Below are 22,881 nucleotides of genomic sequence, written 5' to 3'. Positions count from 1 at the left end.
GCTTTCTTTTTGGTACTCAGTAATCGTTGTTAATGTCCTGCATGGCAGACAGGATAACCAGCCCGGTAATGACGACGGCAACGACGGCGATGGTCACAAGTGCAATGAGCATTTTCCCCTCCGTATGCTGCCCTTTTGCCAAAGCATAGCGCACCAGGAGGGGATCGCCTCAGCCATCCGACTGAGATTCGGAATACGCTTACAATGCGAACATGTGCGAATTCACTCAATATTTAGTGGGGAGTTTGTTAATTTTAATCAGTCGGCCCTCTTCCATTTCCACATAACCGCCGGCTTTCAGATCGGCCAGAATACGCATTACGCCGCTGCGTGAAAGCTGCGTCTTATCCCGGATATACCTCTCTGCGGTGATCTTTCGCGAAAACTCTCATCTTCGTTCATCAGTTCCAGCAGGTGCTTGCGGATTAACTCATACGCCGTTGGCGTGCCCTCGGGCATGATGTGGTGGTAGAGCCGGTTGTAGACAAACATCAGATGGCTGGAAACCAATCCCCACAGATCCTGCTGCTGGCAAATAGCGTTGACCTTATCGGCCGGAATAATGCCAATTTTGCACGGCTTAATGGTTTTGAAGTAGTCGTCAAAATAGATATCCGTGAGGTTCGCCAGGCCGAAAACCGCAGGGCTGGTGGCGGTTGACAGCAGCATATTGTTGCTCCGGCGATAGATCGCCACGCTTCCCTCGATGATCAGATAACAGATCCCCTGACCTTTTACGCACAGATCAAAGCGTTCCCCCCGCTGAGCGTCGTAAATGGTGGCGTGGGGTTGCAGATGGGTAATAAGTTCCTGAGACCAGGGCGACCCACGCGGAACCGAACCGGGGAGCGTTGTTGGCGATGACATAAAATAACCTGCGAGCTGAGAGTGACGTAATGACGATTATTATAGTGCCACTCGGCTTTGAGAAGTACGGGTTACACAGCCGCATCAATATTTTTGCGGCAGGTGGTGAATATCCAGCAGTACGCCCCGCTGCATGGTGATATATCCCCCGGTACGCAACTCTGACAGAATGCGCATGATGCCGCTTCGGGAAAGGTAGGTGCGGCTTTTTATGTAAGCCGCCGCAGTGGTATTGAGCCGGACCGAATCGGGTTCCTGTAATAGTTCCACCAGTTGCACCCGAATAATGTCATACGCGGACATCTGCGATATTTGCGAGCAATGCTCATATATGCGGGAAACCGTGTAGATCAGCAGCCGGGAAAAATATTCCCATAACCCATCGTTGGCGATGATTTGATTAAATAACTCCAACGGCATACGTGCCACTTCAGAATCTTCCAGCGCCCTGGCATATAAATGCTCCGAGCACAATTGGCTGCTCACACCCAGGATAAAGGGTGCGGATTCTGAATTCAGCACCACGCCATCGCCACGGCGATGCAGCGCCACACTGCCTTTTAATAACAGCCAGCACTGGCGAACATCCGCCTCGTAATAATGCACCACTTCGCCTTTATTAACCGTCAGGGTCTCGGTAAAAGGTCGAAGATGCGCAATAAGTTTTTCTATATCGGCAAAAGGTTTTAACGCCAGCGAAGATGTATTGGGACCGGCCTTTACCGCCGTCATTCGGGTATTCATCAGGTGACCTCAATCTAAGCAAATTATCGGCTGGTTATTACCGGGCAGGATTATCTTAAAAACCATTGACGCAGGGAATATGTGGGTTTGGTCTAAAAATAGACCGGACACAAGCCTCGTTAGTTAACATCATGATTGATCATTGTTTTTCTACCGAGTCTATTAATAGACCCAACGAGGGCAGGCATGGTTCTATTCATAAGAATGAGATGGGGCCCTCACGATGTGCTGAATTTCGTCGGTGATACCAATGAAAAAAAGCTGACCCAAAGTCTACAACTAGACTGAAAAACAATTTGAGTTTGGGGAGGTCTTTATATAAATTGCCGCCATGTGAGTAAAAAACAGACAGTGTCTTTTATATGCAGACAGGGTTTTGTTCTTTTATTTACACCCAGGAACCAGCATAGCGGGCATACAAAAATAAAAGGTGATAAACACCTTATGGATGCTTTTGCCCAAAAATGGTGATGACAAAAGTAATTAAGGAAATGATTTTATGAAAAAGAATATTATTATTGTTGCGTTAACAGCTCTCGCTGCCGTTTCGTCCTCTTCTGTCTTCGCGGCAGCAGGGACGGTTAATTTTTCCGGGAATATTCTGGATTCGGCCTGTGAGGTTGCCGTTGCATCGCAAAACCAGACTGTGGTCATTGGTAACTTCTATAAATCAGAATTCGCAGGTATGGGGGATAGAACCGCAGCAAAAGACTTCGACATTATATTAAAAGATTGTCCCGTTACCGTCACCTCAGCAAAAGTCCGTTTTGACGGTGCGCCGGATTTGGTTAACCCAAGCCTGCTGGCCATTAACTCTTCAGTTGCCGGTGCGGCGACCGGGGTGGCGATTAATCTGATGTCGGCAGATAAAGCCGATCTGCCGCTGCATGGCGAGAATAACTACAACTATGTTCTGAGCAGCACCCAGGATAATACACTGAAGTTTTATGCTCAGTATATTTCCACGGCGTCAAGCGTGACGGCGGGGCCAGCAAACTCTGTCGCCAACTTCTCTGTTGTTTATAACTGATTTCCTGACCGGATATCAGATGGGGCCGGAAAACGGCCCCGTTGTTACTGAGGTATGTAATGAAATTTGTTCACAAAACCCTGCTCGCCAGTCTGCTTATTCTGACCGGCGTATCAACTGCACAGGCAGGTATCGTTATTGGCGGAACTCGCCTTGTCTTTGATGGCAGTAAAAAAGAAGCGTCTATTAACGTAAATAATCCTGACAACTCGCCGTATCTGATTCAGTCGTGGATAGAGGCGGCGGGTGACAGCACGCAAAAACCGCCTTTTATTATTACACCACCTCTTTACCGGCTGGATAAAGGACAGCAAAACGTTGAGCGGGTGGTATTAACCGGGGCATTACCTCAGGATCGTGAGAGTCTGTTCTGGCTGAATATAAAATCGATTCCTTCAGCAACCACGGTGGAGAACTCGCTGCAAATTGCCGTAAAAACACGCATTAAATTAATTTACCGTCCGGCAGCATTAAAGCGCTCAACACCAGAGGAGCAGGCCGATAAATTAACCTGGCGACGCAGTGGAAATAAAATAGAGGTTACTAACCCTACCGACTATGTCATGAATTTCAACGAAATTACCGTCGGGGGTAAAAAAGTGCCGGAAGCAACCTGGATATTGCCGCATTCACAAACGGCAATCTCTCTGCCTGCACAAATCACGTCAGGTGCAGTGGTATTTAAATTGATCAGCGATTTTGGCGGTACAGGGGAAGCACATACGGCAAACCTGTGACCAATAACAGGGGTTAAAGGTGATATTCATGGAGCAGCGTTAAGATGGACATCAGTAGATATAAAATCACGTGGCTGGCATGGTTTATTACCCTTGCCCTGGCGAGTGGTTTAAATAAAACTCATGCACGAGAATTTTTTAACCCGGATTTAATCGAGCTCGATAATCCAGGCATCGACAAGGCCGATCTACAGGGTTTTGAAACAGGTTCCCAGGCGGCAGGTATTTACCATGTGGATATCATACTTGACGGTCAGCTGACGGATACCCAGGACATCACCTTTAAAAAAGTCAGTGATACGCAGGGGGAGACGCGGCTTGAGCCCTGTCTGAGCGTCGAAATGCTGAGTAAATGGGGCGTTAAGACGGAGCACTTTCCACAGCTTAATCAGCCCGGTACGCCATGTGCGCGTCTGGGGGCCATTCCCCAGGCCAGCACTGATTTTCAGTTTACCAGCCAGCGCCTGGTGATCAGCGTCCCGCAGGCTGCGCTGTCCATGCAGGCCAGAGGCTATGTCCAGCCTGCGCTGTGGGATGACGGGATCACCGCCGCGATGCTCAATTACTCGCTGAGCGGCGCAAACAACCTGAACAAAAACGGCGGCAACGACAGCAGCCAGTACGCCAACCTGCGACCGGGCCTCAATATCGGTCCCTGGCGACTGCGCAACTACACCACCTGGTCACGGGACAACGACGGCCACACGCAGTGGGATAGCGTCTATACCTATGCCCAGCGCGGCATTGTCCCGCTGAAAGCCCAGCTGACGCTCGGAGACAGCTCCTCTCCGGCCGACGTGTTTGACAGCCTGCCTTTTCGCGGCGGACAGCTGGCTTCAGACGATGACATGCTGCCGGATTCGCTCCGGGGATACGCCCCGGTGGTGCGCGGCATTGCCAGAACCAACGCGCAGGTGATTATCCGCCAGAACGGCTACCAGATTTACCAGAACTATGTTGCACCGGGCGCGTTTGAAATTACCGATATGTACCCGACCGGTGGCGCAGGGGATCTCGACGTCACCATTAACGAGGCCGACGGCAGCGTGCAGCACTTTACCGTGCCCTTTGCTTCCCTGCCGGTTTTGCAGCGTGAAGGGCAGCTGAAGTACGCCGTCACCGGCGGGCAGTACCGCTCATGGGATAGCCGCGTCGATAAGACGCCGTTCAGCCAGCTGACCGGGATCTACGGACTTCCGTATGGCCTGACCCTGTACGGCGGTTTTCAGGGTGCGAGTAAATACCAGTCGCTGGCCGCCGGGCTGGGAAAAAATATGGGCGATTTCGGCGCCTTTTCCGCGGATGTCACCCAGGGCTGGTCCACGCCGAAAGATGAGCAAAAATCGAACGGTCAGTCCTGGCGGGCGCGGTACAGCAAGAATTTTATCGGCACCGGGACCAACTTTGCCATCGCCGGCTATCGCTACTCCACCCGCGGCTTTTACGGGATGCAGGAGGTGCTGGACTCTTATGGCAGCGACAGTGCGCTCATCGAAAGGCGTCGTAACCGTGCCGAGCTAACCATGAGCCAGTCCCTGGGCAATAACCTCGGCTCTCTGATGTTAAGCGCCATGAGGGAAGATTACTGGAACGATGGCCAGTCGAAGACCTCATGGAGCCTGGGCTATAACAACTTCTGGCGTAGTGTCAGTTACGGCTTGACCTACACCTACAGTCACAACGGGAGCAACAGCGACGGTCGGTATGCTAAAGACCAGATGATCGCTTTCAATATCAGCGTTCCGCTGGCGGCCTTCCTGCCGCAGACCTGGGTGAACTACAGCGTCACCGCCAGTAAGAACGGTGGCACCACGCACAATCTGGGGATCAATGGCACCGCGCTGGAAAATAATGCGCTTAGCTGGAACGTCCAGCAGGGGTACGGTACCAACAATGTGGGGTATACCGGCAACGTTAACGGGGATTACAAAGGCACCTACGGTGAAGTGACCGCTGGCTACAGCTACGACCAGCACAGCGACCGGCTGAATTACGGCCTGCAGGGTGGGGTGGTTGCCCACGAAGACGGCATCACCTTTTCTCAGGCGCTGGGCGAAACCAACGTGCTGATCAAAGCGCCGGGGGCTGCCGGGGTAGGGGTGCAAAACCAGTCGGGGGCCAGGACGGATTACCGCGGTTATACCCTGAGCGGCAATATTACGCCGTACCGGAAAAACGATATCTCGCTGTTGACCGACACCCTGCCCGCCGACGTTGAACTGGAACAGACGGTGCAGACCGTGGTGCCGACCCGGGGGGCCATTGTGCGTGCCAGCTATGTCGCCAGCGTCGGGCAGCGGATCCTGATGACGCTCACCCGGCAAAATGGCCAGCCCGTTCCGTTCGGGGCAATTGCCACGGTGAACGGGGCGCAGAATTCGGGCTTTATTGTCGGCGATAGCGGGCAGGTTTATTTAACCGGTTTGCAGCCGGATGTGAAATTGACCGTGAAGTGGGGCGAAGGTGAACAACAGCGTTGCCAGGCTCATTACACACTTAATAACAAGCAACCCGCCAGCGATATTATTCGTGCCGATGTTGTTTGCCGTTAAATAAATTTATGTGGATTACTCGAAATGTCTATTATCAGACGTCTGTTAATTTTGCTGGGGATCGTATTTCCGCTTTACGGATACGGGTGTGATTACACCACTATCGGCGCCCCTTATTCCGTTAATTACGGCAATATTATCGTCCAGCGCGATGTTCCCGTCGGGCAGGCGATAAGCAACGAAATTTATGGCTCGATGGCGCTGGCATACAGCTGCACGGCAACCGGAAATGAAGGCTCAACCACCGGGATGAAAAGCGGGGTATTAACCTATGCGTTTACCTCCGCTAATGGTCGCCGGGTGTATCAAACCAACCTGCCGGGCGTTGGGGTCTCACTCGGTTACTATGAGAAAACCACCGCCGGACCAAACTCATTCAGTGGCGATACCTGGCTCGGGGCCGATCTGTTCACAGCCTCATGGTCGTCGAATCCGAATGAAGTGGATGCCAGCAACTTCCAGCCGATCATCCAGTTCTGGAAAACCGGCAATATCACCTCGGGTTCGGTAACCGGGCAACTGGCGTCGTTTGTGGCCTGGACCGAGCAATATCGGGGTGGGGTGGCGGCCCCGGAGATCCCGGTTTATGCAGGAACCGGTTCGATTACCCAGGTGGCCTGTGACATCACGACGCCAAATCTGGTGTTCCCCCTGGGCGACATACCGGCAGGTGATTTCGGCGATACCGTTGGCACCGTACCGGAACGGGGGCAGAACACGCAGAACCTCGGCCTCAACTGCGACAGTGGCGCCAATATTAACGTCACGCTGAGCGGCGTTCAGTACCCAGGTTTCAGTGACAACAGCGTGCTGGCTCTATCCGGACAGGGCTCGCCGGGCGTCGCTGACGGTGTCGGCGTGCAGTTGCTTTATGACGGCAGACCACTGGTACTCAACAGCACCATTGCGCTGAAACAGACAACAGGCGGTCAGGAGAGTTTCGCAATCACCGCCCGCTATTATCAAACCAAAACCTCGGTAAGCACCGGAATCGCAAATGCCAGTGCCACCCTGATCCTCACCTATCAATAAAAGGAAAAGGTCGATGACGCTCAATATCATCGCGGCCGCGTTCGCCTGCCTGTTTACCGCCGGGGCGGCAGCAACGGATGCGGTCAGTATCGCCGTAAAAGGCAGAATTGTGGCCTCCCCGTGCGTGTTTAACGGGGGAAACTCGGTTGTAAACGTCAGTCTCGGGAACATGCAGGCACAAAATATGGTGACACCGGCTTCAGCATCCACGCCCGTGCCTTTCAGTCTCACCTTTACCGACTGCCCGGCAGCAACCCAAAGCGTGACGGCCACCTTTAGCGGAACCGCCGATCCCGTGGCCGGGACGAATTATTACAAGAACAGCGGTTCAGCGACGAATATCGCACTGGGCATTATTGAAACCAGCTCAGGGAGCTTAAAAGGCCCGGGTAGCAGCGTTACCCAAAATATTGCTGCCGATCGCACCGCTACCATGAATATGCAGGCCATTGCCTGGTCCGCTTCCGGCGGCGTAACGCCCGGCACCATCAGCGTCGCGGTGGTGGCGACGCTGGAATACAACTAATTCTGAATAAGAAAGACGATAAACAGGAAGTGGAGAAAACAGATGACCATCAACGTGCTTATTAAAGAGACAGAGACACTTTACTGTTATGCGCTAAAAAATTTCATTGTTGATCTATTCAGAACGGAATTTCTGAGGGAAGTTAATTTTATTACGGAATTTACCCGGGAGAGCATCAGCGATGCCGATATTATTGTGCTCTCTCTTTGCCGGGGCGAGCCTTTTATCTGCACGCCCGAATTACTGGCCCGCAATAAAGGGGTGATGATTGGTCTGGTCAGCGGCGAACAGTACGATAAAGAGACGTTACCGGGCTGTTTTAAAGAGATGGTTTTCATCTCGCGGGATGCCCCGTTAAACGACTTTTATCAGGTTTTCCGGGCGGCATGGCAAACCCTGCAGAGCGATGAGCAAAAGAGCGACAGCCTCTCCTGCGCCGATTGCCATCACCGGACGTTATCGCCCCGGCAAACCGTGATCATGGCGAGCCTGTATCAGGGGCTGTCGACGCCTGAAATCGCCAAAAAGCTGCAGATCGATTACAAAACGGTGTATGCGCATAAGTATGACGTTATGCAGAAATTCCAGCTGGGCAGCGACCACGACCTGCAGGTGCTACTCTCCAGAATGCGTGAAAAAAATACCCAAATAAATTTGCTGCGCGAATGCCTGAGAACGTAACGGCGCATGATGTGTAACCGAACTACCCACCCATATGGGTGGGTGTCTGATTCTGTGGTCACGCTACCCGATACGTAAAGGGTGATGCAAGGAGCCACGTTGCAGTCAGGCGAGCGCAAAAAGAGCTATCCCAAAAATAGGCATTTTCTATACATATTTTCGCTTTTGACCATTTCTGCCGATTTCCTTCCGTAATCCTCAGCATTATCAACAAATTAAACATTCGCCCTCAGGCCTGATAAGCCCGTCAGCAGGGTCTATGCTTAATAAAAGTAAGCAAAAAGGGCGATTAAGCGGAATGTCCCTGCAACTGAGGGGTTGAAGTGATAATCATTATCACTAACATGGTGTTATGCCCTGGGGGCGCAATACATGAGGTGGACTTATGGAACAGCATTCAGAAACGTTTGATCCGACAGATTTCGCGTGGCGTGGATTATCGCTCACGCCTGCCGCAGCGGCGCACATTCGCGAGCTGGTGAGTAAACAGGCAGGCATGCTTGGCGTGCGGTTAGGGGTAAAGCAGACCGGCTGCGCCGGTTTCGGCTATGTCCTGACGACCGTCAGCCAGCCGGAGAAAGACGATCTGGTTTTTGAACATGACGGCGCCCGACTCTATGTGCCGCTACAGGCGATGCCGTTTATTGACGGTACGGAAGTGGATTACGTGCGCGAAGGCTTGAACCAGTTATTCAAATTCAATAACCCGAAAGCCCAGAACGAATGCGGCTGCGGCGAAAGTTTTGGGGTATAGGCGGTATTATGTCTCGACATACTGAAGCAACTGACGATGTCAACACCTGGTCCGGTGGCCATATTAATTATAAAGAGGGCTTCTTCACCCAATTGCAGACCGACGAGCTGGCAAAAGGGATTAATGAAGAGGTCATTCGCGCCATTTCGGCCAAACGTAATGAACCCGACTGGATGCTGGAGTTCCGCCTGAATGCGTTCAGGGCCTGGCTGGAGATGGAAGAGCCGCACTGGCTGAAGGCGCACTACGACAAGCTCAACTATCAGGATTACAGCTACTACTCTGCGCCGTCCTGCGGCAACTGCGACGACACCTGCGCCTCAGAGCCCGGTGCGGTACAGCAGACCGGAGCCAATGCCTTTTTAAGCAAAGAGGTGGAAGAGGCCTTCGAACAGCTCGGCGTGCCGGTGCGAGAAGGGCGTGAAGTGGCGGTTGACGCCATCTTCGACTCGGTTTCGGTGGCCACCACCTACCGGGAAAAGCTCGGCGAGCAGGGAATTATTTTCTGCTCCTTCGGGGAAGCCATCCACGATCACCCCGAGCTGGTGAAGAAGTACCTCGGTACCGTGGTGCCGGGCAATGACAACTTCTTTGCCGCCCTGAATGCGGCGGTGGCCTCCGACGGCACCTTTATCTACGTGCCGAAGGGCGTGCGCTGCCCGATGGAGCTCTCCACCTATTTCCGCATCAACGCTGAGAAAACCGGCCAGTTTGAACGCACTATCCTCGTCGCCGACGAGGGCAGCTACGTCAGCTATATCGAGGGCTGTTCCGCCCCGGTACGGGACAGCTACCAGCTGCACGCTGCGGTAGTGGAAGTGATCATCCATAAAGACGCGGAAGTGAAATACTCCACGGTGCAGAACTGGTTCCCGGGGGATAACAACACCGGCGGCATCCTGAACTTCGTCACCAAACGCGCCCTCTGCGAAGGTGAGAACAGCAAGATGTCCTGGACCCAGTCGGAAACCGGCTCCGCCATCACCTGGAAATACCCGAGCTGCATTCTGCGCGGGGATAACTCCATCGGCGAGTTCTACTCCGTGGCGCTGACCAGCGGGCATCAGCAGGCCGATACCGGCACCAAGATGATCCACATCGGCAAGAACACCAAATCGACCATCATCTCAAAAGGGATCTCGGCGGGTAAAAGCCAGAACAGCTACCGCGGCTTAGTCAAAATCATGCCGACGGCGACCAACGCGCGTAACTTTACCCAGTGCGACTCGATGCTGATTGGCCCGGACTGCGGGGCGCACACCTTCCCGTACGTCGAGTGCCGCAATAACAGCGCCCAGCTGGAGCACGAAGCGACGACGTCGCGGATTGGCGAAGATCAGCTCTTCTACTGCCTGCAGCGCGGGATCAGCGAAGAAGACGCCATCTCGATGATTGTGAACGGCTTCTGTAAGGATGTGTTCTCTGAACTGCCGCTGGAGTTTGCCGTGGAAGCACAGAAATTACTGGCGATTAGCCTTGAACACAGCGTCGGTTAAGGATTAAGGAAAGCACATGTTAAGCATTAAAGATTTACAGGTCAGTGTGGAAGATAAAGCGATCCTGCGCGGCCTGAGCCTTGAGGTTCGCCGGCGAAGTGCATGCCATTATGGGCCCTAACGGCTCCGGGAAAAGTACGCTGTCGGCCACACTGGCCGGGCGCGAAGATTACGAAGTGGTTGGCGGATCGGTGGACTTTAAGGGCAAAGATCTGCTGGAGCTGTCGCCGGAAGAGAGAGCCGGAGAGGGCATCTTTATGGCCTTCCAGTATCCGGTGGAGATCCCGGGGGTCAGCAACCAGTTCTTCCTGCAGACCGCGCTGAACGCGGTGCGCAAATACCGCAGCGAAGAGGAGCTGGATCGCTTCGACTTCCAGGATCTGATGGAAGAGAAAATTCAGCTGCTAAAGATGCCGGAAGATCTGCTTACCCGTTCGGTCAACGTCGGTTTTTCCGGCGGGGAGAAGAAGCGTAACGACATCCTGCAGATGGCGGTGCTTGAGCCTGAACTGTGCATCCTTGATGAAACCGACTCCGGGCTGGACATCGACGCCCTGAAGATCGTCGCCGACGGCGTTAACGCCCTGCGCGACGGCAAACGGTCGTTCATCATCGTCACCCACTATCAGCGCATCCTTGACTACATCAAGCCTGATTACGTGCATGTGCTCTATCAGGGGCGAATTGTGAAATCCGGTGATTTCACGCTGGTCAAACAGCTGGAGGAGCAGGGCTATGGCTGGCTTAGCGAACAGCAGTAACGCGCTGCAGCAGTGGCATCGTCTGTTTGAAGCGCAGGGCCAGACGCGCTCGGAGCAGGCGCAACAGCACCTGCAGCAGATGCTGCGCCTCGGGTTGCCGACGCGTAAGCACGAAAACTGGAAATACACCCCGCTGGACGGGCTGCTCAATGGCGAGTTCGTGGCGCGTCCGGCAAGCGTAGCGCCTGGCGACCGCGATGCGCTGGCGCTGACCCTGGATGCCACACGGCTGGTCTTTGTCGACGGGCGCTTTAACGCGGATCTGAGCGACAGCACCGACGAGAGCGGGTTCGAAGTGGTAATTAACGACGAACGTCAGAGCCTGCCGACAGCGGTTCAGCCGGAGCTGTTCCTGCATCTGACCGAAAGCCTGGCCCAGAGCGTGACCCATATCAGCGTGAAGCGTAACGCCCGCCCGGCGAAGCCGCTGCTCCTGCTGCATATCACCCAGGGGCTGGCAGGGGAGGAGATCAACACCGCTCACTATCGCCACCATCTGGAACTTGCCGAGGGGGCGGAAGCCACGATCGTTGAACATTACGTCAGTCTCAACGACATGCGCCATTTCACCGGCGCGCGCCTGACCATGAACGTGGCGGCCAACGCCCGGCTGCACCATATCAAGCTGGCGTTTGAGAATGCGGCGAGCCACCACTTCGCCCATAACGATCTGCAGATGGCCGCCGATGGGTCGGCGTTCAGCCACAGCTTCCTGCTGGGCGGCGCGGTCCTGCGCCATAACACCAGCACCCAGCTGAACGGCGAAAACACCACCCTGCGCATCAACAGCCTGGCGATGCCGGTGAAAAACGAGGTGTGTGACACCCGCACCTGGCTTGAGCACAACAAGGGCTACTGCAACAGCCGTCAGCTGCATAAGACCATCGTCAGCGACAAAGGTCGCGCGGTCTTTAACGGGCTGATCAACGTGGCCCAGTACGCCATTAAAACCGACGGGCAGATGACCAACAACAATCTGCTGATGGGCCGCCTGGCGGAGGTGGACACCAAACCGCAGCTGGAAATCTACGCCGATGACGTGAAGTGCAGCCACGGTGCCACCGTGGGCCGGATCGACGACGAGCAGATGTTCTATCTGCGCTCCCGCGGGATCGACAAGCAGGCGGCAGAGAAGATGATCATCTACGCCTTCGCTGCCGAACTGACCGAGGCCCTCGGGGATGAAACATTAAGACAGCAGGTGCTGGCGCGTATCGGCCTGCGTCTGCCTGGAGGTGTGGCATGAATTTCCCTGTAGAGAAAGTGCGGGCGGACTTTCCCGTCCTGACCCGTGAAGTGAACGGTCTGCCGCTTGCCTATCTCGACAGCGCCGCCAGCGCGCAAAAGCCTGCCCAGGTGATCGAGGCCGAAGCGGAGTTTTACCGGCACGGCTACGCGGCGGTGCACCGGGGGATCCACACCCTCAGCGCCGAGGCGACCCAGCGGATGGAAAACGTCCGCACCCGGGCGGCGGCGTTCTTAAATGCCCGCTCGCCGGAGGAGCTGGTCTTTGTGCGCGGCACCACCGAGGGGATCAACCTGGTGGCGAACAGCTGGGGCAGCGCGGAGGTTCACGCGGGGGATAACATCATCATCACCCAGATGGAGCACCACGCCAATATTGTCCCCTGGCAGATGCTGTGCGAGCGCGTCGGGGCAGAGCTGCGGGTGATCCCGCTTAATCAGGACGGCACCTTACAGCTTGAGCGGCTGGATAGCCTGCTGGATGAACGCACCCGGCTGGTGGCCATCACTCAGGTCTCCAACGTGCTGGGCACCGAAAACCCGGTGGCGGAGATTATCGCCAAAGCCCATCTGGCAGGGGCGAAAGTGCTGATCGATGGCGCCCAGGCGGTGATGCACCATACGGTGGACGTGCAGGCGCTGGACTGCGACTTCTACGTCTTTTCCGGGCACAAGCTCTACGGGCCAACCGGCATCGGCGTCCTCTACGTTAAAGACGAGATTTTACAGGCCATGCCGCCGTGGGAAGGGGGCGGGTCGATGATCGCCACCGTCAGCCTGAGCGAAGGCACCACCTATGCCCGCGCGCCGTGGCGCTTTGAGGCGGGAACACCCAACACCGGGGGCATTATCGGGCTGGGCGCGGCGATGGAGTATGTGACCGCTATTGGCCTTGATGCCATCGCCGAGTATGAGCAGATGCTGATGCGCTACGCGCTGGCGGAGCTGGCCAGCGTGCCGGGTCTGACGCTGTACGGCCCGGCAGGTCGCCTTGGCGTCATCGCCTTTAATCTCGGCAAGCACCACGCCTATGACGTCGGCAGTTTTCTTGATAACTATGGCGTAGCGGTGCGCACCGGACACCACTGCGCCATGCCGCTGATGGCGTTCTATGAGGTACCGGCGATGTGCCGCGCGTCGCTGGTGATGTACAACACAACGGAAGAGGTCGACAGACTGGTGGCAGGGCTGAAGCGTATCCACCGTCTGCTGGGCTAACAAGAGGGTAAGAGATGGCTGCATTGCCAGACAGAGACAAATTGCTGCGCAACTTTACCCGTTGCGCAAACTGGGAAGAGAAGTACCTCTACATCATCGAACTGGGGCAGCGTCTGCCTGCCCTTAGCGAAAGCGACCATGTTCCGGAAAATAGTATTCAGGGCTGTCAGAGCCAGGTGTGGATAATAATGCACCAGAATGAAGCCGGGATGATTGAATTAGCGGGCGACAGTGATGCGGCAATAGTGAAAGGCCTTATTGCCGTCGTGTTTATTTTATATCAGCAGATGTCCCCTCAGGATATTGTCGCCTTTGACGTCCGCCCGTGGTTTGAAAAAATGGCGCTCACCCAGCATTTAACGCCGTCCCGTTCTCAGGGGCTTGAGGCGATGATCCGCGCAATCCGCTCCAAAGCCGCCAACATTAGCTAAACTATCTAAACAGCCCTCATTCTGTTCCGCGAGACGGCTCCCGCCTCGCGGATTTTTCAGCTTTCTGACGATCCGTCAGTGAATAAGGAATCTCAGTATGAAGCGCGCGTCTCTATTAACTCTCATTCTTTTTGGTTCGCTTAGCGCGCTTAATAGCGCCTGGGCGGTGGATTATCCTTTGCCACCGGCGGGCAGCCGGCTTATCGGGCAAAACCAGACGTATATTGTTCAGGAAGGTGATAATAACCTGCAGGCAATCGCGCGTCGGTTTAATACCGCTGCGCATTTAATACTCGAAACCAATAATACCATCGCCCCGGTTTATCCGGCGCCGGGAACGGTCATCACCATTCCGTCGCAGATGCTGCTGCCGGATACCCCCCGGGAAGGGATTGTGGTGAACCTGGCGGAGCTGCGGCTCTACTACTATCCGCCGGGTGAAAACAGCGTGCAGGTCTATCCGCTGGGGATTGGCCAACTGGGGCTGGAGACGCCGGTGTCCACCACGCGAATCAGCCAGAAGATCCCGAATCCGACCTGGACGCCAACGGCGGGCATCAGAGCGCGCTCGCTGGCGCAGGGTATCAAACTGCCCCCGGTGGTACCCGCAGGGCCTAATAACCCGTTAGGACGCTTTGCGCTGCGTCTGGGCATAGGCAACGGTGAATACCTGATCCATGGCACCAGCGCGCCGGACAGCGTCGGGTTGCGGGTCAGCTCCGGCTGTATGCGCATGAACGCCCCGGATATCAAAGCGCTTTTCGCCCAGACCCGGGTCGGTACGCGGGTGCAGATCATCAATGAGCCGGTGAAGTTCTCGGTTGAACCGGACGGTAAGCGCTACGTTGAAGTGCATCGTCCGCTGGCGATGGTAGAGGGCGAAAACCCACAGACGGTGTCAATCGCGCAGTCCAGCGCCTTTACGTCATTTGTCTCACAGGGCGGCAGCGATAAGCTGCTGGTGAATAAAGCCTTGTCGCGTCGGGCAGGTATCCCGGTAGTGGTATCAACAGGAGCCGGGCAGGCTGTGAACAGTACGGGTTTGTCGGCGCAGAACACGCGCTTGCCGGTGGCGGCATCACAAGGTGGGCAGGAGCAGGCGATTCAGTAGAGCAAAATGCGGGCAAAAAAAATGGCGCACAATGTGCGCCATTTTATTAACACAGGTACTATTACTTACGGTATTTAGTAGCCTGGTTGTCCAGACGCTGGTTAGCGCGTGCTGCGTCATCTTTAGCAGCCTGAACGTCGGAACGCATTGCGTTCACGTCGTTGCTCAGCTGGTCAACTTTAGCGTTCAGAGTCTGAACGTCAGAAGACAGCTGATCGATTTTAGCATTGCTGGAGCAACCTGCCAGCAGAGTAGAACCCAGGATTACCGCGCCCAGTACCAGTTTAGTACGATTCATTATTAATACCCTCTAGATTGAGTTAATCTCCATGTAGCGTTACAAGTATTACACAAAGTTTTTTAGGTTGAGAATATTTTTTTGATGGGAATATGCCTATTTTTGATCGTTCGCTCAAAGAAACACCTGTTTTGACTATTTCGTCAAAAATGTTGTGTTAAAACAGACAATTTTCATCGGATTCATCTTAGAAAACGTACCCGTTAAATAGAAAAACCCGATTTGCTTTTTTAATAAGTTTGGCTGATAGCGGAAATAAAAAAAGCGCCCCGAAGGACGCTTTTTAAACAAATTAATTCGTTCGGTATTATTACAGGACGTGAACAGATGCGGTATTAGTGGTGCCGCTTGGAACCAGCGCACCTGAAACCATTACCACTACGTCGCCTTTCTGCGCCAGGCCACGCTCAACCAGCTGCAGGGCCACTTCTTTACCCAGACGGTAGAAATCGTCAGTAGAAGCGATCTCTTTCACCAGGTGTGGAACCACGCCTTTGCTCAGCACCAGCTGACGCGCGGTCACTTCGTTAGTGGTCAGCGCCAGAATGGTCGCGTTCGGGAAGTACTTACGTACGGCTTTCGCAGATTTACCGCCCTGGGTCGCCACAACGATCAGTGGGGCTTCCAGCTTCTCGGCAGTCTCTACCGCGCCACGGCACACCGCTTCGGTGATGCGCAGCTTACGGCTGTCGTTGTTGTTGTCCAGACGGCTCTGCATCACGCGGTCGGTACGTTCGCAGATGGTTGCCATGATGGATACCGCTTCCAGCGGGTATTTACCCTTCGCGGATTCACCGGACAGCATAACGGCATCGGTACCGTCGAGGATGGCGTTGGCTACGTCGCCAGCTTCAGCGCGGGTTGGACGTGGGTTTTTGATCATGGAGTCCAGCATCTGCGTCGCGGTGATAACCACTTTACGCGCGCGGACACACTTCTCGATCATCATCTTCTGCGCGAAGATAACTTCTTCAACCGGGATCTCAACGCCCAGGTCGCCACGCGCAACCATGATGCCGTCAGAGGCTTCGAGGATTTCGTCGAAGTTGTTCAGGCCTTCCTGGTTTTCGATTTTGGAGATGATCTGGATGTTTTCGCCGCCGTGGGCTTTCAGGTGCTCACGGATTTCAACGACGTCAGAACGTTTACGGATAAAGGACGCCGCAACGAAGTCAACGCCCTGCTCGCAACCGAAGATCAGGTCCTGTTTGTCTTTCTCAGCCAGCGCTGGCAGTGCGATGGAAACGCCCGGCAGGTTAACACCTTTGTTTTCGCCCAGGTCGCCGTTGTTCAGTACTTTACAAACAACGTTTTTGCCTTCGATAGCGGTGACTTCCATACCGATCAGGCCATCGTCCACCAGAACGGTGTTGCCGACGGACAGATCGCTGGTGAAGCCTTCATAGGTTACAGCAACGATGTCGCTGTTGCCGACAACAGACTTGTCTGTGGTGAACGTGAAGGTCTGGCCCGCTTTCAGAGAAACGTCGTTGCCGCCTTCCAGTTTAATGGTACGAATTTCTGGACCTTTGGTATCCAGCAGGATTGCTGCTTTTTTACCGGTCTTGCTCATCACGTTGCGCAGGTTCTGGATGCGCTGGCCGTGTTCAGCATAGTCACCGTGAGAGAAGTTCAGACGCATCACGTTCATGCCGGCGTCCAGCATTTTGGTCAGCATCTCTTCAGATTCGGTTTTCGGGCCGATGGTGCAAACAATTTTCGTCTTTTTCATGACAGTCTTAGTCTTTAAGTTGGGAAGGATATGGAATTCTCGCTCCGGGGGCGCAGGGCCTCGGAGTCAAACCTGTGTTGCGAAATTTTTTATGACACGCAGTAAGGATAGGTGACATCAATTGAGCGTGCAGAAGAATGTGTGCCTGTGTTTCAGCCCAGGAAGAGAGGGTAAGTTGTGTGCGTTGTTTTTTGTAGTCCAAGCGCTGAAACCATTCATCAGGAGTTTGGCGCGCATTATACGCTGAAAGATGCGCAAAAGGAAAATGAAAACAGCGTTTCAAAAATTTTATATGCAGTTTCACAAAGGATTGTTATCAAGGCGTTAAGGTTCGCTGCACGGATGTTGCGGCAGCGAAAAACCTTAAGGCAAATGCCCCAATTTTATAGCGATTACCCATTGCCGCTCCTCAACTATTGATTGCTGAAAATTAGCATTATGGCGTTTCCCGCGCGCGGCGCGGCATATCACTCAAAGTTATAAGATATTCCTTTTCATTCATTTAAAAGCTAATAACGGCTGTTTACTATCATTTGGACATCCATACTGCTAAACCGCCACAGGCGAACGGATTACCCGAATAATGATTGTACTCAGGAATATTTCGAAGATTTTTGACAACGGAAAAGTGGCGCTGACGGCCGTTGATAACGTGAACCTGGCGATAGAGCAGGGACAGATTTATGGAATTATTGGCTACAGCGGCGCGGGCAAAAGCACCTTAATCCGCCTGCTTAACGGCCTCGAAAAACCGACCACCGGCAGCGTGACCATTAACGGCCAGGACATCTCGGCGGCGAAAGGCGAAACCCTGCGCCAGGCGCGGCTGAAAATCAGTATGGTGTTTCAGCACTTCAACCTGCTGTGGTCGCGCACCGTGAGCGAGAACATCGCTTTCTCCATGCAGATTGCCGGAGTGCCAAAGGCCAAAATTAAAGCCCGCGTGACGGAACTGGTTGAGCTGGTGGGGCTGAAGGGCCGCGAACAGGCCTATCCGTCTCAGCTGAGCGGCGGACAAAAGCAGCGTGTCGGCATTGCCCGCGCGCTGGCGAATAACCCTGATGTGCTGCTCTGCGATGAGGCCACCTCGGCGCTGGACCCGCAGACCACCGATCAGATCCTCGATCTGCTCCTCGACATTAACCGTCGTTTTAAGCTGACCATCGTGCTCATCACCCATGAGATGCACGTGGTGCGCAAAATCTGCGACCGCGTGGCGGTGATGGAAAACGGCAAAGTGGTGGAGGAGGGCGAGGTGCTGCAGGTCTTTACCCACCCGCAGCAGCCGATTACGCAACAGTTTGTGCGCCAGGTGAGCCAGTATGCGGAAGAAGAGACCTTCAATACCGAGCTGGCAAACGATCTGGAAGGCACCGTTATCAAGCTGACCTTTACCGGACACAGCACCCATAAGCCGGTGGTGGGAGAACTGACGCTGCGCTACGGCCTGCCGTTTAACATCCTGCACGGCAAAATGACGCAAACCGCTCACGGCGTATTCGGCCAGCTCTGGCTGCACGTGGTGGCAACGGAAGAACAACTGAACAATATCCTCGCCGATTTGCAGCACAGTGATATTGAAGGCGAGGTAATTAAACATGGCTGAGAATCTCTTCCCGCACCTGAAATGGGACCAGCTCTGGGCCGCCACCCTGGAAACGCTGTACATGACGGCGCTCTCCGGCGTCGCCACCTTTGTACTGGGTCTGGTCCTCGGCCTGGCGCTGTTTTTAACCGCCCGTGGTGGGATGTTCCACAACCGCACGGTCTACAGCGTCATTTCGATTGTGGTGAACGTGTTCCGCTCTATCCCGTTCATCATTTTGATTGTGCTGCTGATCCCCTTCACCAAAACCGTGGTGGGGACCATCCTCGGGGCGAACGCCGCACTGCCCGCGCTGATTGTCGGTGCCGCGCCGTTCTATGCCCGTCTGGTGGAGATTGCCCTGCGTGAAGTGGACAAAGGGGTAATCGAAGCGACGCGCTCGATGGGGGCCCGTCTGAATACCTTAATTTTTCGGGTTTTACTGCCGGAATCATCGCCAGCCCTGGTCTCGGGGATCACGGTGACGCTGATTGCCCTGGTGAGCTACAGCGCCATGGCAGGGGTGATTGGTGCCGGTGGTCTGGGAAATCTGGCTTATCTGGAAGGATTCCAGCGCAACCATGGTGACGTCACGCTGGTGGCAACGGTGACCATTTTGATCATCGTTTTCATTATCCAGTTCTGCGGCGACATCATTACTTCACTGTTAGATAAAAGATAAACACGAATAACACACAGGAACCATCATCATGAAAAAGACACTGACGTTGATCGCCGCAGCAACCCTGAGCGCCCTGAGCTTTGCCTCCTGGGCTGACACCCTGACCGTGGGCGCGTCCAACACGCCGCACGCCGAAATTCTGGAGCAGGCGAAGCCGATTCTGGCGAAACAGGGTATCGATCTGGAGATCAAACCGTTCCAGGACTACATCCTGCCGAACACCGCCCTGGCGGGTCGCGACATCGACGCCAACTACTTCCAGCACATCCCTTACCTGAACAGCGTGCTGAAAGATCACGCCGGGGATAAAGAGTACGATTTCGTCAGCGCCGGTGCGATCCACATCGAGCCGATCGGTATCTACTCTAAAAAGTACAAATCGCTGAAAGATCTGCCGGAAGGCGGCAAAATCATCATGCGTGATGCGGTCTCTGAAGAGGGTCGTATCCTCTCTATCTTCGAGAAAGAGGGCGTGATCAAGCTGAAGCCGGGCATCGACAAAGTGACCGCGCGCATCAGCGATATCGTTGAGAACCCGAAAAAGCTGCAGTTCACCCCGAACGTTGAAGCCTCTCTGCTGCCGCAGATGTACAACAACGATGAAGGCGCTGCGGTCGTCATCAACGCTAACTACGCCATCGACGCTGGTCTGGATCCGGTTCACGACCCGATTGCGGTAGAGAGCGGTGAGAACAACCCGTACGCCAACATCATCACCGTCCACCGTGGCGATGAGAAGAAGAAGGACATCGTGGCGCTGGTAGACGTCCTGCACTCCAAAGAGATCCAGGACTGGATCCGCACCAAGTATAAAGGCGCGGTGATCCCGGTTAACAACTGATTTATCAGCTTGATATTAAAGCCCGGCGGGTCCCTCGCCGGGCTTTTTTTGTATACGGGCGATGAATGAATTAAGCTGGCGTTTTAAGGCAATGGAGTGAAAGTCATGGGCAATGTAACCAAAGACGAAGCGCTGTATCAGGAGATGTGCCGCGTGGTAGGCAAAGTCGTGCTTGAAATGCGGGATCTAGGGCAGGAGCCAAAGCATATTGTCATCGCCGGGGTACTGCGCACCTCGTTGGCGAACCAGCGGGTGAAACGCAGTGAACTGACCACCCAGGCGATGGAGACCGTCGTTAAAGCGCTGGCCGGTTAAGCTGCCAGCGTTTTGCCAGCTGTTCGACCCCACAGCACAGCAGGTAATAGACCACACCGGTAAAAACAAAAATAGCCGCCGGGTAAATCTGCACCCGGTTGTTCACCTGGCCTGCCACGGTGGTCAGCTCCGGCACATTGACAATAAACGCCAGCGACGTGTCCTTCAGCAGGCTGATAAAAATCCCCAGCAGCGAAGGCAGCGTGTTGCGCAACGCCTGCGGCAGCAAAACAAACCCCAGCGTTTGCAGCGCGCCAAACCCCTGCGCTTGCGCCGCTTCATATTGCCCGTTCGGCAATGCCCTCAGCCCGGCCAGCACCGAGTGCATCACCGCGGCGGCGGTAAACCACGCCAGCGCCAGGGTGACGGTCAGCGCCCCCGGCAGATCGCCGCCGGTCATCAGCGGCAGCAGATACCACAGCCAGAAGATGACAAAAATCAGCGGGATGCCGCGGATGATCTCCGCCCAGACAAACAGGGTTTTGCGTATCACTCCCGGAAAACGCCACGCCAGCCCCGCCAGCGCAACCCCGGCCGGTAGCGCCAGCGCCGCAGCGCCGAAGGCCATCAGCAGCGTCAGCAGCACGCCGCCGGGCTCCCCGGCCGCAGCCCGCCCCCAGAGCAGGTAGTCCAGGTTTTCGGTAATCACGTTCAGTCCGGCTAACATCTCTCTTCACTCCGGGTGGCTGGGGCGACGTTTTGACGCCGCCGGTTTGCGGGGCCCAGTCTGGTCAGCACCACGCCCATCACCACGCCGGTGAGCAGGTACAGCACCGTGCCGATGGTGAAGGCCTCCAGCGCGTGGGCGTTATAGCTCTCAATCTGGCGCACCTGATAGGTCAGTTCCGCAAAGCCGATGCCGCTGGCCAGGGACGAAAGTTTCATCAGGTTGAGATACTGCCCAACAACCGGTTGCCAGGCGTTGGCCAGCCCCTGCGGCAGCAGAATATGCCGCAGCAGCGGCCAGGCAGAAAACCCCTGCGCCATGGCGGCTTCGCGTTGCCCGGCAGAGACGGCGCGCAGGCCAGCGCTAATCTCCTCCGTCAAAAACGCCGAGGTAAAGACCCCGAGCCCCCAGGCGGAGCAGAGAAACTCTGGCGTAAACCACCACACCTGGCCCGGCAGCACCGACCAGCTGTGATCGTCCATCACAAAGGCGCGAAAACCCTGCGGGAGCCCGTTCCAGGCGGCGAAGTACCAGAACAGCAACTGCACCAGCAGCGGGGTATTGCGAAACAGCGACACCCACACGGCGACAATCGTTGCGCCAGGGCGGCCTCCGGCGAGTCGCAATCCCAGGCAGACGAGGGTGATGAGGCTGGCGACGGCCATCCCGGCGAGCGTCACCCACAGGGTGGTCAGAAAACCGGACAGGATCCACGTCAGAGGCTGGCCGGTCAGCACCCCCTGCCAGTCGAGGGCGGGCATCAGGACGTTCCCGGATGCAGCGGATTGAGCACCTTCTGTAGAAAACGCTGCGTGCGGGGATGCTCAGGATGCTGAAAGAACTGCGCCGGGGGAGCCACTTCCAGAATGTGTCCGCCGTCGATAAACACCACCCGGTCGGCAATCTCCCGGGCGAACTGCATCTCATGGGTGACGACAATCATGGTGATCCCGCTGTGGGCGAGGGCTTTCATCACCAGCAGCACTTCGCCGATCATCTCGGGATCGAGGGCCGAGGTGGGCTCATCAAACAGAACGATCTGCGGTGAGGAAGCCAGGGCGCGGGCGATGGCCACCCGCTGCTGCTGCCCGCCGGATAACGCCTCCGGGTAGTGGTCGGCTTTATCCGCCATCCCCACCTGCGCCAGCAGCGCGTCGGCGCGGGCATCGGCCCCGGCTGGCTGCCAGCCGTGAACATGCTTCAGCGCCAGGGCGATGTTTTGCCGCGCCGTCAGATGGCTGTACAGATTGAACTGCTGGAAGACAAAACCCACCCGGCTGCGCAGCTGGCGCAGCGCCTGGCGGGGAAGCTGGCGGGTGGATTTCCCGTCGATCAGGATGTCGCCGGAGGTCAGCTCTTCCAGCTGGTTGATAAGGCGGATCAGCGTCGATTTGCCGGAACCCGACGGGCCAAGAATGGCGACCACTTCACCGGGCATCACGCTGAGGTTGATGCCTTTCAGCACCGGGCGATCGCCGTAACGTTTCACTACGTCACTAAAGGTGACGCTGGCCTGCTCCAGATATGAAAAATCCGCGGCACGGGCCGCGGAGCGAGAAAATAGACCTGACAGCAT

General features: G+C 55.3%; 23 protein-coding genes and 2 pseudogenes. 18 read left to right on the top strand and 7 right to left on the bottom strand.

Going from position 1 to position 22,881, the window contains the following annotated elements; all coding sequences use genetic code 11:
• Window positions 1-226: 226 nt before the first annotated feature.
• A pseudogene (locus K5I40_RS07450) lies at window positions 227-867 on the bottom strand (helix-turn-helix domain-containing protein).
• Between the two features lie 84 nt (window positions 868-951).
• Window positions 952-1,611 carry a helix-turn-helix domain-containing protein gene (locus tag K5I40_RS07445; RefSeq protein WP_039029095.1) on the bottom strand — a complete coding sequence of 220 codons (660 nt, stop codon included), beginning with the start codon at window positions 1,609-1,611 and terminating at the stop codon, window positions 952-954.
• 499 nt (window positions 1,612-2,110) lie between these two features.
• Between K5I40_RS07445 and K5I40_RS07440 the strand changes: the two genes are divergently transcribed.
• The 13 genes and pseudogenes from K5I40_RS07440 to K5I40_RS07380 all read left to right on the top strand — a co-directional run bounded on the left by K5I40_RS07440 (window position 2,111) and on the right by K5I40_RS07380 (window position 15,185).
• On the top strand, window positions 2,111-2,641 hold the full coding sequence (locus K5I40_RS07440) for a fimbrial protein (protein ID WP_039029096.1): 531 nt from the start codon (window positions 2,111-2,113) through the stop codon (window positions 2,639-2,641).
• Window positions 2,642-2,700: 59 nt separating this feature from the next.
• Window positions 2,701-3,378, top strand: coding sequence for a molecular chaperone (locus K5I40_RS07435; RefSeq protein WP_223074205.1), 678 nt, complete (start codon window positions 2,701-2,703; stop codon window positions 3,376-3,378).
• Between the two features lie 44 nt (window positions 3,379-3,422).
• Complete coding sequence (locus K5I40_RS07430) at window positions 3,423-5,930, top strand: fimbria/pilus outer membrane usher protein (RefSeq protein WP_223074204.1); 2,508 nt, start codon at window positions 3,423-3,425, stop codon at window positions 5,928-5,930.
• Window positions 5,931-5,954: 24 nt separating this feature from the next.
• Complete coding sequence (locus tag K5I40_RS07425; RefSeq protein ID WP_223074203.1) at window positions 5,955-6,962, top strand: fimbrial protein; 1,008 nt, start codon at window positions 5,955-5,957, stop codon at window positions 6,960-6,962.
• A gap of 13 nt (window positions 6,963-6,975) precedes the next feature.
• Window positions 6,976-7,488, top strand: a complete 513-nt coding sequence (locus tag K5I40_RS07420) for a fimbrial protein (RefSeq protein ID WP_039029100.1) — start codon at window positions 6,976-6,978, stop codon at window positions 7,486-7,488.
• Between the two features lie 42 nt (window positions 7,489-7,530).
• Window positions 7,531-8,169: a LuxR C-terminal-related transcriptional regulator gene (locus tag K5I40_RS07415; protein ID WP_223074202.1), complete on the top strand. Its 639-nt coding sequence runs from the start codon at window positions 7,531-7,533 to the stop codon at window positions 8,167-8,169.
• A gap of 385 nt (window positions 8,170-8,554) precedes the next feature.
• Window positions 8,555-8,923, top strand: coding sequence for a Fe-S cluster assembly scaffold SufA (sufA, locus tag K5I40_RS07410; protein WP_039029102.1), 369 nt, complete (start codon window positions 8,555-8,557; stop codon window positions 8,921-8,923).
• A gap of 8 nt (window positions 8,924-8,931) precedes the next feature.
• On the top strand, window positions 8,932-10,419 hold the full coding sequence (gene sufB / locus K5I40_RS07405; protein ID WP_139564855.1) for a Fe-S cluster assembly protein SufB: 1,488 nt from the start codon (window positions 8,932-8,934) through the stop codon (window positions 10,417-10,419).
• Window positions 10,420-10,435: 16 nt separating this feature from the next.
• Window positions 10,436-11,180: pseudogene (gene sufC / locus K5I40_RS07400) on the top strand (Fe-S cluster assembly ATPase SufC).
• Complete coding sequence (gene sufD, locus K5I40_RS07395; protein WP_223074201.1) at window positions 11,155-12,426, top strand: Fe-S cluster assembly protein SufD; 1,272 nt, start codon at window positions 11,155-11,157, stop codon at window positions 12,424-12,426. The pseudogene sufC and the gene sufD overlap by 26 nt, the downstream one beginning before the upstream one ends.
• Complete coding sequence (sufS, locus tag K5I40_RS07390; RefSeq protein WP_223074200.1) at window positions 12,423-13,643, top strand: cysteine desulfurase SufS; 1,221 nt, start codon at window positions 12,423-12,425, stop codon at window positions 13,641-13,643. Before sufD ends, sufS begins: the two co-directional genes overlap by 4 nt.
• A 14-nt stretch (window positions 13,644-13,657) precedes the next feature.
• The gene (sufE, locus tag K5I40_RS07385) at window positions 13,658-14,074 is read left to right on the top strand and encodes a cysteine desulfuration protein SufE (RefSeq protein WP_039029107.1); all 417 of its coding nucleotides are present in this window, start codon (window positions 13,658-13,660) and stop codon (window positions 14,072-14,074) included.
• A 97-nt stretch (window positions 14,075-14,171) separates the two neighbouring features.
• A complete protein-coding gene (locus K5I40_RS07380) occupies window positions 14,172-15,185 on the top strand; it encodes a L,D-transpeptidase family protein (RefSeq protein ID WP_039029108.1) in 1,014 nt (337 codons plus the stop codon).
• A 61-nt stretch (window positions 15,186-15,246) separates the two neighbouring features.
• Here the strand turns inward: K5I40_RS07380 and lpp are convergent, their stop codons facing one another.
• Together lpp and pykF are read right to left on the bottom strand one after the other, a co-directional pair.
• Window positions 15,247-15,483: a murein lipoprotein Lpp gene (gene lpp / locus K5I40_RS07375; protein ID WP_001082307.1), complete on the bottom strand. Its 237-nt coding sequence runs from the start codon at window positions 15,481-15,483 to the stop codon at window positions 15,247-15,249.
• A gap of 310 nt (window positions 15,484-15,793) precedes the next feature.
• On the bottom strand, window positions 15,794-17,215 hold the full coding sequence (gene pykF, locus K5I40_RS07370; protein WP_039029109.1) for a pyruvate kinase PykF: 1,422 nt from the start codon (window positions 17,213-17,215) through the stop codon (window positions 15,794-15,796).
• Window positions 17,216-17,392: 177 nt separating this feature from the next.
• Between pykF and K5I40_RS07365 the strand changes: the two genes are divergently transcribed.
• From K5I40_RS07365 to fumD, 5 genes are all read left to right on the top strand, one after another.
• A complete protein-coding gene (locus K5I40_RS07365; RefSeq protein WP_223074199.1) occupies window positions 17,393-17,635 on the top strand; it encodes a hypothetical protein in 243 nt (80 codons plus the stop codon).
• Window positions 17,636-17,798: 163 nt separating this feature from the next.
• Window positions 17,799-18,821 (top strand): methionine ABC transporter ATP-binding protein, encoded by a 1,023-nt coding sequence (locus K5I40_RS07360; protein ID WP_039029110.1) that lies wholly within the window; start codon window positions 17,799-17,801, stop codon window positions 18,819-18,821.
• Entirely contained in the window at window positions 18,814-19,482 is a 669-nt protein-coding gene (locus tag K5I40_RS07355) for a methionine ABC transporter permease (protein WP_223074198.1), read from the top strand. The genes K5I40_RS07360 and K5I40_RS07355 overlap by 8 nt, the downstream gene beginning before the upstream one ends.
• Window positions 19,483-19,510: 28 nt before the next feature.
• On the top strand, window positions 19,511-20,323 hold the full coding sequence (locus tag K5I40_RS07350) for a MetQ/NlpA family ABC transporter substrate-binding protein (protein WP_039029111.1): 813 nt from the start codon (window positions 19,511-19,513) through the stop codon (window positions 20,321-20,323).
• 105 nt (window positions 20,324-20,428) lie between these two features.
• Window positions 20,429-20,638, top strand: coding sequence for a fumarate hydratase FumD (gene fumD, locus K5I40_RS07345; protein WP_032617775.1), 210 nt, complete (start codon window positions 20,429-20,431; stop codon window positions 20,636-20,638).
• Here the strand turns inward: fumD and K5I40_RS07340 are convergent.
• The 3 genes from K5I40_RS07340 to K5I40_RS07330 are packed head-to-tail and all read right to left on the bottom strand — an operon-like array spanning window position 20,619 to window position 22,881.
• Window positions 20,619-21,305, bottom strand: coding sequence for an amino acid ABC transporter permease (locus tag K5I40_RS07340; RefSeq protein ID WP_223074197.1), 687 nt, complete (start codon window positions 21,303-21,305; stop codon window positions 20,619-20,621). The two genes, fumD and K5I40_RS07340, sit on opposite strands and share 20 nt — an antisense overlap.
• Window positions 21,299-22,066 carry an amino acid ABC transporter permease gene (locus K5I40_RS07335; RefSeq protein WP_223074196.1) on the bottom strand — a complete coding sequence of 256 codons (768 nt, stop codon included), beginning with the start codon at window positions 22,064-22,066 and terminating at the stop codon, window positions 21,299-21,301. Before K5I40_RS07335 ends, K5I40_RS07340 begins: the two co-directional genes overlap by 7 nt.
• Window positions 22,066-22,881, bottom strand: a complete 816-nt coding sequence (locus tag K5I40_RS07330) for an amino acid ABC transporter ATP-binding protein (protein WP_223074195.1) — start codon at window positions 22,879-22,881, stop codon at window positions 22,066-22,068. Before K5I40_RS07330 ends, K5I40_RS07335 begins: the two co-directional genes overlap by 1 nt.

Origin of the sequence: Leclercia sp. LTM14, from assembly GCF_023736175.1 — a bacterium.
GTDB lineage: Bacteria > Pseudomonadota > Gammaproteobacteria > Enterobacterales > Enterobacteriaceae > Enterobacter > Enterobacter barmai.
This window is presented reverse-complemented; position numbering and strand designations above follow the sequence as displayed.

What these genes read in the sequence shown, in the direction of transcription:
- sufD (WP_223074201.1), top strand. Translation starts at nt 11,155, where the DNA reads ATGGCTGGCTTAGCGAACAGCAGTAACGCGCTGCAGCAGTGGCATCGT.
- pykF (WP_039029109.1), bottom strand. Translation starts at nt 17,215, where the DNA reads ATGAAAAAGACGAAAATTGTTTGCACCATCGGCCCGAAAACCGAATCT.
- lpp (WP_001082307.1), bottom strand. Translation starts at nt 15,483, where the DNA reads ATGAATCGTACTAAACTGGTACTGGGCGCGGTAATCCTGGGTTCTACT.
- fumD (WP_032617775.1), top strand. Translation starts at nt 20,429, where the DNA reads ATGGGCAATGTAACCAAAGACGAAGCGCTGTATCAGGAGATGTGCCGC.
- K5I40_RS07330 (WP_223074195.1), bottom strand. Translation starts at nt 22,881, where the DNA reads ATGCTGTCAGGTCTATTTTCTCGCTCCGCGGCCCGTGCCGCGGATTTT.
- K5I40_RS07425 (WP_223074203.1), top strand. Translation starts at nt 5,955, where the DNA reads ATGTCTATTATCAGACGTCTGTTAATTTTGCTGGGGATCGTATTTCCG.
- sufE (WP_039029107.1), top strand. Translation starts at nt 13,658, where the DNA reads ATGGCTGCATTGCCAGACAGAGACAAATTGCTGCGCAACTTTACCCGT.
- sufB (WP_139564855.1), top strand. Translation starts at nt 8,932, where the DNA reads ATGTCTCGACATACTGAAGCAACTGACGATGTCAACACCTGGTCCGGT.
- K5I40_RS07340 (WP_223074197.1), bottom strand. Translation starts at nt 21,305, where the DNA reads ATGTTAGCCGGACTGAACGTGATTACCGAAAACCTGGACTACCTGCTC.
- K5I40_RS07335 (WP_223074196.1), bottom strand. Translation starts at nt 22,066, where the DNA reads ATGCCCGCCCTCGACTGGCAGGGGGTGCTGACCGGCCAGCCTCTGACG.
- K5I40_RS07355 (WP_223074198.1), top strand. Translation starts at nt 18,814, where the DNA reads ATGGCTGAGAATCTCTTCCCGCACCTGAAATGGGACCAGCTCTGGGCC.
- K5I40_RS07415 (WP_223074202.1), top strand. Translation starts at nt 7,531, where the DNA reads ATGACCATCAACGTGCTTATTAAAGAGACAGAGACACTTTACTGTTAT.
- sufS (WP_223074200.1), top strand. Translation starts at nt 12,423, where the DNA reads ATGAATTTCCCTGTAGAGAAAGTGCGGGCGGACTTTCCCGTCCTGACC.
- sufA (WP_039029102.1), top strand. Translation starts at nt 8,555, where the DNA reads ATGGAACAGCATTCAGAAACGTTTGATCCGACAGATTTCGCGTGGCGT.
- K5I40_RS07420 (WP_039029100.1), top strand. Translation starts at nt 6,976, where the DNA reads ATGACGCTCAATATCATCGCGGCCGCGTTCGCCTGCCTGTTTACCGCC.
- K5I40_RS07440 (WP_039029096.1), top strand. Translation starts at nt 2,111, where the DNA reads ATGAAAAAGAATATTATTATTGTTGCGTTAACAGCTCTCGCTGCCGTT.
- K5I40_RS07360 (WP_039029110.1), top strand. Translation starts at nt 17,799, where the DNA reads ATGATTGTACTCAGGAATATTTCGAAGATTTTTGACAACGGAAAAGTG.
- K5I40_RS07380 (WP_039029108.1), top strand. Translation starts at nt 14,172, where the DNA reads ATGAAGCGCGCGTCTCTATTAACTCTCATTCTTTTTGGTTCGCTTAGC.
- K5I40_RS07430 (WP_223074204.1), top strand. Translation starts at nt 3,423, where the DNA reads ATGGACATCAGTAGATATAAAATCACGTGGCTGGCATGGTTTATTACC.
- K5I40_RS07435 (WP_223074205.1), top strand. Translation starts at nt 2,701, where the DNA reads ATGAAATTTGTTCACAAAACCCTGCTCGCCAGTCTGCTTATTCTGACC.
- K5I40_RS07350 (WP_039029111.1), top strand. Translation starts at nt 19,511, where the DNA reads ATGAAAAAGACACTGACGTTGATCGCCGCAGCAACCCTGAGCGCCCTG.
- K5I40_RS07445 (WP_039029095.1), bottom strand. Translation starts at nt 1,611, where the DNA reads ATGAATACCCGAATGACGGCGGTAAAGGCCGGTCCCAATACATCTTCG.